General features: G+C 48.2%; 11 protein-coding genes. 6 read left to right on the plus strand and 5 right to left on the minus strand.

Annotated features, from left to right (window positions below):
* Window positions 1–95 precede the first annotated feature (95 nt).
* Window positions 96–524, plus strand: a complete 429-nt coding sequence (locus tag ACYQ1O_RS00075; RefSeq protein WP_459989417.1) for a YcgN family cysteine cluster protein — start codon at window positions 96–98, stop codon at window positions 522–524.
* A gap of 4 nt (window positions 525–528) precedes the next feature.
* On the opposite strand, the gene ACYQ1O_RS00080 is transcribed toward ACYQ1O_RS00075, so the two are convergent.
* Window positions 529–915, minus strand: coding sequence for a hypothetical protein (locus ACYQ1O_RS00080; RefSeq protein ID WP_459989418.1), 387 nt, complete (start codon window positions 913–915; stop codon window positions 529–531).
* 139 nt (window positions 916–1,054) lie between these two features.
* Here ACYQ1O_RS00080 and ACYQ1O_RS00085 point away from each other — a divergent pair, with 139 nt between their 5' ends.
* From ACYQ1O_RS00085 to ACYQ1O_RS00095, 3 genes are all read left to right on the plus strand, one after another.
* The gene (locus ACYQ1O_RS00085) at window positions 1,055–2,227 is read left to right on the plus strand and encodes a SpoIIE family protein phosphatase (RefSeq protein ID WP_459989419.1); all 1,173 of its coding nucleotides are present in this window, start codon (window positions 1,055–1,057) and stop codon (window positions 2,225–2,227) included.
* Between the two features lie 40 nt (window positions 2,228–2,267).
* Complete coding sequence (locus tag ACYQ1O_RS00090; protein ID WP_459989420.1) at window positions 2,268–2,714, plus strand: DUF2721 domain-containing protein; 447 nt, start codon at window positions 2,268–2,270, stop codon at window positions 2,712–2,714.
* Between the two features lie 214 nt (window positions 2,715–2,928).
* Window positions 2,929–4,524 (plus strand): hypothetical protein, encoded by a 1,596-nt coding sequence (locus ACYQ1O_RS00095; protein WP_459989421.1) that lies wholly within the window; start codon window positions 2,929–2,931, stop codon window positions 4,522–4,524.
* A gap of 294 nt (window positions 4,525–4,818) precedes the next feature.
* Here the strand turns inward: ACYQ1O_RS00095 and ACYQ1O_RS00100 are convergent, their stop codons facing one another.
* The 4 genes from ACYQ1O_RS00100 to ACYQ1O_RS00115 all read right to left on the minus strand — a co-directional run bounded on the left by ACYQ1O_RS00100 (window position 4,819) and on the right by ACYQ1O_RS00115 (window position 9,404).
* Entirely contained in the window at window positions 4,819–8,154 is a 3,336-nt protein-coding gene (locus ACYQ1O_RS00100; protein WP_459989422.1) for an NAD-glutamate dehydrogenase domain-containing protein, read from the minus strand.
* Between the two features lie 141 nt (window positions 8,155–8,295).
* Complete coding sequence (locus tag ACYQ1O_RS00105) at window positions 8,296–8,730, minus strand: ATP-binding protein (protein ID WP_459989423.1); 435 nt, start codon at window positions 8,728–8,730, stop codon at window positions 8,296–8,298.
* A 2-nt stretch (window positions 8,731–8,732) separates the two neighbouring features.
* Window positions 8,733–9,071 (minus strand): STAS domain-containing protein, encoded by a 339-nt coding sequence (locus ACYQ1O_RS00110; RefSeq protein ID WP_459989424.1) that lies wholly within the window; start codon window positions 9,069–9,071, stop codon window positions 8,733–8,735.
* Window positions 9,072–9,131: 60 nt separating this feature from the next.
* Complete coding sequence (locus tag ACYQ1O_RS00115) at window positions 9,132–9,404, minus strand: DUF2024 family protein (RefSeq protein ID WP_459989425.1); 273 nt, start codon at window positions 9,402–9,404, stop codon at window positions 9,132–9,134.
* Window positions 9,405–9,461: 57 nt separating this feature from the next.
* Between ACYQ1O_RS00115 and ACYQ1O_RS00120 the strand changes: the two genes are divergently transcribed.
* Entirely contained in the window at window positions 9,462–10,352 is an 891-nt protein-coding gene (locus tag ACYQ1O_RS00120; protein ID WP_459989426.1) for a carbohydrate kinase family protein, read from the plus strand.
* Window positions 10,353–10,384: 32 nt separating this feature from the next.
* On the plus strand, window positions 10,385–12,091 hold the full coding sequence (locus ACYQ1O_RS00125; protein ID WP_459989427.1) for a BatD family protein: 1,707 nt from the start codon (window positions 10,385–10,387) through the stop codon (window positions 12,089–12,091).
* The last annotated feature ends 21 nt before the right edge of the window (window positions 12,092–12,112 follow it).

Genomic DNA, 12,112 nt, shown 5'->3' on the forward strand with positions numbered 1-12,112 from the left:
GCCGCAAAGCCGATCGCGTCAAGCATCGGCTTTTTTTATGCCCGCCATCGGTGTTTGCGCTTAAACTACACGCTTTTTGCCCTCACCCCGATGCTATGAGTTTCTGGAAAACAAAAACCCTCGGCGAAATGTCAACCACCGAATGGGAATCGCTGTGCGACAACTGCGGCAAATGCTGTTTGCATAAATTGGAAGACGAAGACACCGGCAAAATAGCCTTCACCAGTTTGGCGTGTGAACTGTTGGATTTGGCTAGCTGCCGCTGCACCCGCTACAGCGAACGCACCGCATTGATACCGGACTGCCTCGATTTGCAAAAACCAGGCTTCCGCGAATTCCATTGGCTGCCCAGCACCTGTGCCTATCGTTTATTAAGCGAGGGCAAAGACTTGCCCGACTGGCATCCGTTAGTGACTGGCAAAAGCGACAGCACCGCAACAGCTGGCATGTCGGTTAGCGGCTTTGCCATGACCGCCGAAGCGGATGATGATCCGGAAGATTATGTTATCGACGGACTCAACTAAACCATTAAGGTTTTAAATTAATGGAAATACCGGCACCATCGACTGATTTGCGTTTTTCAGCCTCCGGTTCTTGCGACATCAACCAACCGCCTTTTAATTGCAAGGGGCTTGCGGGTTTCTTTGCTGGCTTGGCGAATAGATTGTCCTCTGGACCGGCTAAAGGGTCTTGCTGATCGGGAGTAGGGTCGGCAAAAGCTTGCGGCGTATCGGGCAAAGACAAATCCAATAAGCGTTGTACATCATTATTGCTTTTCCGTTTATCGACCTTATTGTCTTGCGGCTTAGCAACCGACGCCTTCGACGTAGTATCCACTGGCTTTTTAAAACCTAACAAGCCACTGCTGACAACCACTAAACAGACCCATAAAAAACATCGTTTATTTCTCATCATGACGCATCCACCGTGTTGGATAACACAAAATACTGCCCTTCCATTTTATACCGGCATCGCCAAAATTGAACGCATTACTAGACAATTTTATATTTTGGGCGATAACACTTATAACCCCTAACAGAATACCGCGATGCCAATGATGAAACCCGCAGAAGAATGTAAGGACATCGTATCTGCCCTTGCCGAGAGTGAAGAACGTTTCCGGCAAATGGCGGAAATGACCGGTGAATGGCTTTGGGAACAAGACCCACAAGGCTTCTACAGCTACAGCAGCGCGGCGGTCCAACAAATCTTGGGCCTAAACCCCAGCGAAGTGGTCGGCAAACACTACACCGAATTCTTGACTGCCCAAGATAAAGCCAAACAAGCTTTCTACGCCAGCAACCACCGTCCGTTTTACGGCCTGACCAACCACTACCGCCACCAAGACGGTCATCCCGTCTTTACCGAATCGACAGGCCTGCCGATTGTGGACCGCCACGGCAAACTGAAAAAATGGCGCGGTGTAGACCGCGACATCACCACCCGCATTGCCGCCGAACAACAAATCCGCCAAGCGCAAATTGACTTGGCGATTAGTCAAAGCGAAATCAAAATCGCCCAACAAATCCAATCCTCATTACTGCCCGCCGCGCCTTTGCAAAGCGAACAGCTACAGATTGCCGGCTTATGCCTGCCTGCCGACAAAGTGGGCGGCGATTATTTTGATTATTTTTTCCGCGATAAAGACCATCTGGACATGGTCGTGGCGGATGTCTCAGGCCACGCCATTGGCCCGGCATTGTTTATGGTCGAAGCCCGCAGCGCCATCCGCACCCAAGCCAACATACCGCGTTCACCGTCGGAAACCTTAACCATCCTTAACGACTTCCTATTCACCGACCTTAACAACACCGACTTCTTCATCACCCTGTTCTACCTGCAATACAACCTCCGCAACCGTCATCTCTACTACACCAACGCCGGACATCCACCGCCACTATTGTTCAGCCCCAGCCAAAACCAATACACTTGGCTAGATGCCGAAGGCTTGGTTTTAGGGGTAAGGAAACAGGTTTTGTTTGAAGAAAAAACCATGCCGCTGCAAACAGGCGATGTCTTGCTGGTCTACACCGATGGCTTGATAGAAGCAGAAAATGCGGACGGCGAATTTTTCGACCGCCAGCAACTGACGCTAATCTTGACCGAACACGCCCAGCAAAACCCAAGGCAAATCATTGACGCCATATTGGCAGCCTTAAAAAAATTCTGCGGACGCGAGCGCTTTAATGACGACATTACGCTGATGGTGTTTAAATGTTTGGGTTAAACACGCCCGGCATCCCTAATTAACGACTATCTGAGGTTTTATGCTTCCAGAACCACCTGTCAGTGCCATTGTCCACGCCATCCAGCTTGCTGTTGCCCCCGTATTTTTATTGACGGGCGTTTCCGCCATCTTGTCGGTGCTAACCATCCGCTTGGGCAGGATTATTGACCGGGCCAGAATTTTACATAGCAGAGCTGCCGCTTCCGAGGATAGCAACGCCCATATCCAGCTTGAACTGACCTCGCTAAAGCGTCGGGGGCGGTTGATTCATTGGGCAATCGGCTTATGCACCACCAGCCTGTTATTGATTTGCTTGGTCGTCGCCATGTTATTTTTAGGATCGTTCATTGCCGTCAACTTGGAAGGGCTGGTCGCGGCATTATTCATTGCCGCCATGCTCTCGCTGTGTTTGGCTTTGCTAAATTTATTTGGCTACCGCCCATGTCAGGAATGGACCGTAATGTTGGAGATGTTTTTTGCAGGCTAGGGACAAGAAGCCTGACGGATTATTGATGGACTTGAGTTGCAAAAAATGCAACCCAACTTACAGACTGATAGTATTTGAGCTTTATTAATATCTTCGTTTTATATTCAAGACAAACCTAGCACCTATTTTATTTTAGTTAAGATTAAGTCATAATAAAAAAAACGATAAAAATTTTTTAACTTTTTCTAACAATGCCAAATAAATGAGGTAAAAAATGCATCCAGATCTTGAACTAAAAATACGGAAGTATTACTCCGACATTTACCCTCAGCTAAGCGGATTAGAGTTATGGGCAAGAAATACTTTTAGTGAACTATGCCTACATGAAGATCATGTATATGACTTTGATATACGCATCAAAGCCATAGAAAGTCTACTAGAAAAAATAGACAAAAAAATCATTCCAAAGCTTGAAAAAAACCAAACAGAATTAAGCACTGATAATATTTTCAAAGAAATTGATGATTTTCTAGGTGTTAGAATAATGACGCTTGTTCCAGGAAGTTTACCAATTCTACATAATCGCCTTTTGAATATGAGTCGATTAAAGGAAAAATTGATTTCTATCCATTATCCAGATACACAACCACACCGAATTAACGCATTCCAACTACGAAAAGAGTCAGAAAGGAGATCTAACCTTAACGGATATTTTGGCATCCATTATGTATTTCATCCAAATCCAGTCGACGAATTTTATGAATTCTCTAAAGAACGTTTATTCGATAGGTTTGAATTACAACTTAGAACACTGATGCAGCATGCATGGAGCGAAGTACAACATAAAGTTATTTACAAATCTAATAGACCTGATTATAGCCTACCTTTAGATGCTCAATTTAATCAACTAGCTGTATTTATAACAAGTTGTGATGACTGCCTCAGCTCTCTTGCCTCAATCCCTATTGATGTAACCCCAACCAGACAAATCCAACTCACTGAAAGCCAATCAGATTTTGAACTTATAAATAGGATACAAGATATTATAAAAATATGGGAAGAAAATGATTCTCCTATAGATATTCGTCAAAAAGAGACTATTGAATTAGAAAAAGAAAACCAAGAGAAAATTAACATTCTATTGGCAAGCACAACCACAAATGACAATCTTATTCAAAAATCAGAGTTAGCTGAATTGTATCTAAAAGGTGGATTTCTAGAAAAATCTTATAGTATTTACAAAGAAATAAAAAAGATTGGTAACAAAGAGGGGTGGATTTGCTTAAGACTTGCAGAAACATGTAATAAGCTATTAAAAAACGAAGAAGCTTTAGAAAACCTAACTGCACTAAAAAATTACCTAGAAGAAAAGGATCTACAAGAACAACAAGCAGATCTATACATGGGGGCTGCGATGTGTTCTTGGTCTATAAATCGATTTGATTATGCAGTGTTTTTTTCGGAAAAGGAGATTACTTCCACAAAACAACCCAAGGCTTTGGTCAGAGGATATATAAATTTTATTTATTATAAGCTAGCGCTTTTGGAGACCAGCCCAACATACGACCTTATTGCAGAATATGAATTACTAAATGATAAAAGCGATGCCGCTTTAAAAATATGCGAAGACTTTGATATAGAATTAACACCCGAGAAATGTGACACTCTTATGTATTTCTATACCAGCTGGTCTGCACAGGAGTTACATGAAGGAAACACAAAAAAATATGAAGAACTAATAGCGATCGCCAATAAATTTATGAAGCAACTTTACTCAAAAATATCTTCACAAAACAGACTACTAAAACAATGCTGGAAAGATCATACTGTAACTCTTGTAGCTCTATCAGCCAATTTAAATGATTCATAAATTAGAAACCCCGACCCTTTTTTAGTAAAAAAGGGTCGTTTCTATCCTAGTATATTTATTATTTCCAATCGGGATCAAATATCAACTTTTCAAACATATTCATATTACCTCAAAATTAGCAACAATACAGAATATAAAAATTAAACACTCTGACCACTATCAATATTTTGGAATTGAAATGATTAGGGCATCTTGTAAACCTAGTTAGAACACTAACTAGCGTCTCTATTATGTAACAAGAAACGACTTTGTCAAAATTACTATCAAAATAAACTTTCTTTTAACATCAATATTTTATGCTACTAATATCGTAAACGCCTTCTCCCATACGCAATACGGCATCAAACCGGCATTGCTGCTATTGTCCATTTGTTGGCAGATTTGCCGGTAGTGGTTGAGCTGGGGTTGCTTGCCTGCCGTTTCAAAATAGGCTGCGCAGTCGTCGGTTGGGCTGCTCAGCAGGTTTTGCAGCAGCTTGCCGCTGGCGTGTTTGATCGACGCTTGCAAGTCCGCCCGCACTTGGCTTTCCCACGTGTCGTGGCAGGTCAGGTTTGCCAATGGCGTTGCCACCGCCGACAAACCCAGATAAGCGTCTATTGTTTGATAAAGCCGCAGCACAACGGGCAAGGCCGCGCCCGAAGCTTGGCTTAAGGCGACCAGGTGCGGAAAATCTTGCGCTTGTTCCAAGCAAGCCAAGCGTTGCGCCAAGGTTTCGGGGAAGCCCTTTTGCAGATAATCGCCAAGCCTGGCGGCAAAAGCGGGGTTCGGCTGTTGTTGCAGGTCATCGGCAAAAATGCCGAAAAACTGGCGATACGTGTCCACGGTTGGATGGTTGGGTTGCAAAGGCTTGCCTTGTTGCAACGTCCAGTGGCTAAATTCTGCCAAGCGGGCTTCCAACACCAATAAGGCCTGATATTGTTGCTCGCTCGCCAGTAGGTTATCCAACGCGGCAATGGCTTGGCGCAAGGCATCGGCTTGTAGGATTTGGTCAAAGCTTAAATAGCTGCCGACATAAGCCAGCAAATCGTCACCGACAACATTTAAAAATCCGCAACCGGCTTGGTTGATGAGTTTGTTGCTGATAAGAGTGGCCTTGATTTCGCCCGCCAACGGATGTTGCGCCAAGTAACCGGCAAATTGCCCGACAATGTCGCGGGGGAAATAGTTGTGCAAATACGCGAGATAGCATTCATCCGCCAAGGCCTGCGCCGAGGTTTGCAGCTCGGCAGTCAAGTACATTTTGCTGGCCGCCATCAATACCGCCCATTCGGGGCGGGTCAAGTTTTGTTCTGGCCTTGCCAAGACTTCTTTGTCGCTGGGGAAAGACTCCACCGCCTTGTCCAAAAAGCCCGCGCTTTGCAGGCGTTCCGCCCATTCCAAATAAGTGTCGATGCGGTCGGCACTGCGCCGCTGTTCTAAAGACAAACACAGGCTTTGGGCAATATTATTGCCCAGCACTTGTTGGCACACTTCGTCAGTCAGCGCGATAAACAAGGGTTGGTAATCGGCAATACGGTTTTGTTTGTGCAAACCGGTCAGCAGTATTTTTAGGTTGACTTCGTGGTCGGAGGTATCGACACCGGCGGAATTATCGACCGCATCGGTGTTGATGCTTCCGCCATTCAGTGCGTATTCGATTCGGGCTTTTTGGGTAAAGCCCAGGTTGGCGCCTTCGCCGACCACTTGCGCGCGCAGCTCGCGGGCATCAACGCGCACGTTGTCGTTGGCATGGTCGCCAACGGCTTCGGTTTTTTCGCTGCTGGCTTTTACATAGGTGCCAATGCCGCCCAGCCAGAGCAATTCCACCGGCGCGGTCAGCAAATGGCGGATCAGCGATTCGCCATCCAACGACGGGTAACGCAAGCCCAACCACTGTTTGACTTCCGGCGACAAGGGAATGTCTTTGTCGGCACGGTAATAAACGCCACCGCCGGTGGAAATCAGGCTGCGGTTGTAGTCAAGCCAGCTGGAACCCGGCAAGTTGAACAAGCGTTGGCGTTCGTTAAAAGCGGCAGACAAGTCGGCGGGGTTGGGGTCAAGAAAAATATGTTGCCCGCTAAACGCTGCCAATAAGCGGATATGCGGCGACAGCAACATGCCATTGCCGAACACATCGCCATCCATGCTGCCAATGCCGACCACGGTAAAAGGCGTGGTTTGGATGTCTTTGCCCCGTTCACGAAAATGGCGTTTGACGCATTCCCACGCGCCACGGGCGGTAATGCCCAAGGCTTTGTGGTCGTAACCGCGCGAGCCGCCGCTGGCAAAGGCATCGTGCAGCCAAAAATCGTATTCGGCGGCAACACCATTGGCAATGTCTGAAAAACTCGCCGTGCCTTTGTCGGCAGCGACGACCAAATAAGGGTCGGGGTTGTCATGGCAAATACTCAACGCGGTTTTGCAGACTTTGCCGTCGTGGTAGTTGTCGGTCAAATCCAGCAAGCCGTGCATTAAGGTCAGATAGGCTTGTTTGCCGGCGGCTTTCATGTCCATATCCACACCGGCACCGTTCTTTTTGACCACAAAACCGCCTTTGGCACCGGTGGGGATAATCAGCGCGTTTTTGCTGGTTTGGGTTTGCATCAACCCTAAAATTTCGGTGCGGAAATCGTCAGGCCGGTCTGACCAACGAATACCGCCACGGGCAATTTTACCGGCACGCAGATGGATGCCTTCCATGTGGGCGGCGTGTACGTAAATCTCGTTTTGCGGCTTGGGGCTGGGCATTTCCAACACGCCCATGCTGTTGATTTTGATGGCGATAAAGTAATCGGCGTGGTTTTTCCGGTAATGGAAATTGCTGCGCATGGTGGCGTCGATCAGATTAAACAGCGTCCGCAAAATGCGGTCGTCGTTAATATCGGCAACATCCGCCAACGATTTCAAAATGTTTAAACGCAACGGAAACAGGGCTTGTTCTTCGCGCGCCATCGGGTCTTGCCAGGCAGGGTTGGGGTTAAAGCGGGCATCGAAATAATTGAACAGACCCAAGGCGACGCAAGCATTATTAATAAGGGCATGGTGGACGCTGCGCGGGGTACTGCGGTGGCCTAGCTGCAAAAAGTAATTGCGGTAAGTGCGCAGCACGTCGATGGCTTGCCAGTCCATGCCCGTCAACAGGCACAATTTGTTGAGGCTGTCGTTGTCGGCACGGCTATCCATCACCGCCTGGATGCACGCCAGCAGACGGGTGCGCAGCAAGGCCAATTCAGCGCATTGGCCTTTCGCGGCTTGAATGGTAAAGCTTTTGATATATAACGTATCTGCTCCGAACGCCACGCGGAATTGCACTTGATCCATCACCCGCAAACCCAGATTGCCGAGCAGCGGAATGTATTCATCCAAAAAGCGTTCCTGCTGGCTGTAAAAATGCAGACGGTAATGGTTAATACCGGCACAAGGGCGGATCAGGCTGACGCGCTGGCAATGCGACGTGGTGATTTGCTGAAGATGCAGCAAGTCTTGCAAGGCATAGCGCGGTGTCAGCAAGCTTTGGTATTCGGGGCTTAGTAAAGCTTGGTAATAGCCTAGCAACGCCTGGGCGGAATTTGCGCCTAAATATCGGTTGGCTAGATTTTCTAGCTGGGTTTGCCAAACGGCTGTTTTTTTTGTTGATCGTTCTTTATTCACCCAAGACCTCTAAATTTGTAGGATGGGCTGAGCAAAGGGAAGCCCATCATGAGCTACGAAAAAGATGGGCTTCCCTTCGTTCAACCCATCCTACATAAAACCGTTTGAGCCTCGGCTAGCCCGCAAGGAACGGAGAAGCCATCAAGGCTGAGTCAAGCACTTACCAATCTCCAACACGTTTTGTGTTTCGCCTTTGGTATAACTAACCGAATCCATTAAGTTTTTTATTAAAAACAAACCCATACCGCCTTCCTGAGGATGCTCGAAGTCAGGCAAAGGTACCGTTTCCAAATCAAAGCCTTGTCCGTGGTCGAAAACTTTGATGTTAAGCAGGGTATCGTCGATGGTGATTAAAATCCTGACGGTATCGTTGCCATGATGGGGGTCTGCGCTGTGTTTGATGGCGTTGGCGGTGGCTTCGGTCAACACCAAATTAAGGTGGTAAGCCAAGGCGTCTTTATCACCATTGTAGCCTTCGAGCTTTTTCGCCAATTGCTCGCCGATGCTGCCGATCAAATCCAAGTATTTGGTTTGTGTGGGGATTATCACGTCCACTTGGATTAGCGCGGCGGACACGGCTATTGCTCCGCAGCGAGGGCTTCGTCGACATCGGCGTAGATTTCAAATACGCGGTTAAGTCGGGTGAGTTCAAACATCGCCAGCACTTGCGGTTGCAGGCCCGCCAATAGCAGACGGCCCGACTTGATGGTGGCATTTTTATGGCCTGACAACAACGCACCCAAGCCTGAGCTGTCGATAAATCGTACATTCGCCAACTGGACAATCAAGAGGTGATTGCCTTGCTCCAATTGCTGCAATAAAACTTCTTTAAGCTTTGCAGAATTATGGGCATCGACACGCTCTTCATTAAGGATGATTAAGGTGTCGTTATTGATTTTTTCAACCGTGAAATTCATCGTTTTTCCTTTGCTGGCAAGCCACGCAGAACGTACCTTTGAAATAAGGGGTATAAAAGCCTAAAGCCATTCCTTCAGACAGCCTTCCATTTTATAAATGCCATAGCCGCGCCGGTTTATTTGCGCCCTGATGGCTTCCGGTGCTTCCAAACTGTGGTACAAATAACAGTTTTCCGGTGTCACCGTCGCATCTGCCAAACCGATGCTATCCAACCACGCTTTGGCGCAGCACACAGCCTGCTGCGGGTCGCCTTCATCGACGACAACGTTAAAGTGTATAATCCTGCCATTGGCAGTTTTTGCATACGTGTCAAAGACATGGGAAATAGACATCAATACGGGTCTGGCTAAATTAGGCTTACTTCTTGTTATAACATGATTGCAGAAAAAATGAATTACAAAAGCGGACAAGGCATTGGCATCTTTGGGGAGGTATTGTTTGACCAATTTCCTGATGGCGAACAGGTCTTGGGCGGCGCGCCGTTTAATGTCGCGTGGCACTTGCAAGCCTTTGGCGCACAACCCCGTTTTATCAGCAAAGTGGGTGATGATGCCCAAGGCGAACGCATCCGCCAAACCATGCGGGCGTGGGGAATGCCGACGGATCAGTTGCAATGCGACGAACACCACCCCACCGGTGCGGTCGCGGTCAGTTTTAACGAAGGCGAGCCGAGCTACGCCATCCTCGACCAACAAGCGTATGACTTTATCGAATGGAATGCAGCCACGACCGACTACTCCGTGCTTTATCATGGTAGTTTGGCGTTGCGTAATTCGGTTTCTCGGCAGACTTGGGAAAATCTTTTGGCGCAACACAACGGCATTGTCTTTGTTGATGTCAACCTCAGGTCGCCGTGGTGGAACCCTGCGCTGATCCAACAGTCTTTGCGGCAGGCAAATTGGGCAAAACTGAATGAAGAAGAGCTGCGTTTGTTGGGTACGCCAAAACTGGATTTGCCAACCGCCATGCAACAGCTGCTGGCAGATTACCAACTGGACACCTTGGTAGTCACCTGTGGCAGCCAAGGTGCTTGGGCATTGACGGCAGCGGGCGAATGCCAACACATCGCCCCCGCAGCCAATTTACTGGTCGTCGATACCGTGGGTGCGGGCGATGCTTTTGCCGCTGTTTTGCTTTTGGGCATACAGCGGCAATGGCTATTGCCGTTAACTTTGCAGCGTGCGCAAGACTTTGCCTCGGCCTTGGTCGGCAAGCGCGGCGCTACCGTTCAAGATGCCGATTTTTATCAGCCCTTTATTGATGCTTGGCAACTGGCCTAAGCTTTAACCCCATTGATTCCGTAATATTCCGCATGAAAAAAATAGCCGTTAAGTTTTGTTTGCTGGTTTTGTTGATGACGGCGCAGGCCTTGTTGCCCGCTGCTTATGGTGCAGAAATTGCCGCATCGCTCAGCCGCAATCCCGTTGCCTTGGATGAATCTTTCCAAATTGTCTTTACCGCCAACGACAACCCCGATGGCGCGCCGGACTTTAGCCCTCTGGAAGAAAATTTCACCATTTTGCACCGCAACCACACCAGCAGCGCTTCGTGGATCAATGGCAAAGCCAGCAAAACCGTGCAATGGCAAGTGGATGTGATAGCTAAACAATCTGGCGAACTTAACATTCCGGCGATTGCTTTTGGTCGCGACCGCAGCAACGCCATTTCGGTGACCGTCACCAGCAGCAATTCATCCGGCGGCAGTAACGAAGATTTGTTCATAGAAGTGGAAACCAACACTCACGCCCCCTATGTGCAATCGCAAGTGCTGTATACCTTGCGCGTGCTGACGCGTGTGGAGATTGCCAGGGCGCAATTGCAAGAACCGGAATTGCCCGATGCCGTGATAGAAAAATTGGGCGAAGACGCGAATTACAACAAACAAATCAATGGTGTCGATTATTCGGTCACTGAACGCCGCTACGCTATTTTTCCGCAAAAAAGCGGCAAAATATCCATTAAACCTGTTGTCTTGACCGCCGAAGTGCTTGCCGAAAGCCAACGCAGCATCAACAGCTTTTTCAACTCGCAAATGACACAAACCAAGCGCGTACAATCGCAAGCCATCGACTTGGAAGTCAAACCCGCACCTGCCGCATTTACCGGCAAGCATTGGCTATCGGCACAACAGTTGGAATTAAAGCAACAGTGGTCGGGTGATGTCAGCAAAATGAAAGCAGGCGAACCTTTAACCCGCACGTTGACGTTACTTGCCAAAGGCACAACGGTTGGGCAATTGCCGGAACTAAATTCAATCGTCAGCAACAACGACTTAAAAGCCTATTCCGACCAACCGGTTTTAAGCGAACAAAAACTGCCCGATGGTTTGTTGGCGGTCAGGGAAGAAAAAATCGCCCTCATCCCTTCCAAAGCGGGCGATTACCATCTACCCGCTGTAGAAATCGCTTGGTTTAACACCGACACGCAACAACTGGAAACCGCCAAATTACCGGAAGTTACCCTAACCGCCAGCGGCGCGGTTGCAGCGGTTACGCCCCCGCAATCCGCCAACATTGCCCCGCCTGTGGCAAGTGGCGTAACACCCGCGCCCATCAATCAAGCCGCCCCCGTAGCAGTCAATGCCACACCCGCAACAGCAACTTACTGGCCTTGGCTTTGCGGCTTTTTGGCGACAGGTTGGTTGTTGACGATCGTCTATTTCGTCAGCAAACGCGCAGCACCCAAACCCGAAACAGCCCCCATCCCTAAACAATTGCGCTTGCAAGACAGTGTCAAAGCCTTAAAACAAGCGTGCGCAACGAACGACGCCCAAGCCGCGAAAACCGCGTTATTGGCTTGGGGGCAACAATTGTTCGGCTGCTCCAGTTTGGGCGCGTTGGCACCGCACTGTGAAGCCCGTCTACGCGATGAAATTTTGCTGCTCAACCAAACTTTATACAGCAAAGACAACGGTCAATGGCAAGGCAAGAAACTGTTCCAAACCTTTTCCGAAAACAAAGCCCGTGCTAAGTTAGCGGAACAAGAAGACAGCGCTTTGGAGCCACTGTATCGTCTGTAACCTTTCTGGAAATACGCGTTA

This window comes from Methylosoma difficile, assembly GCF_054657615.1.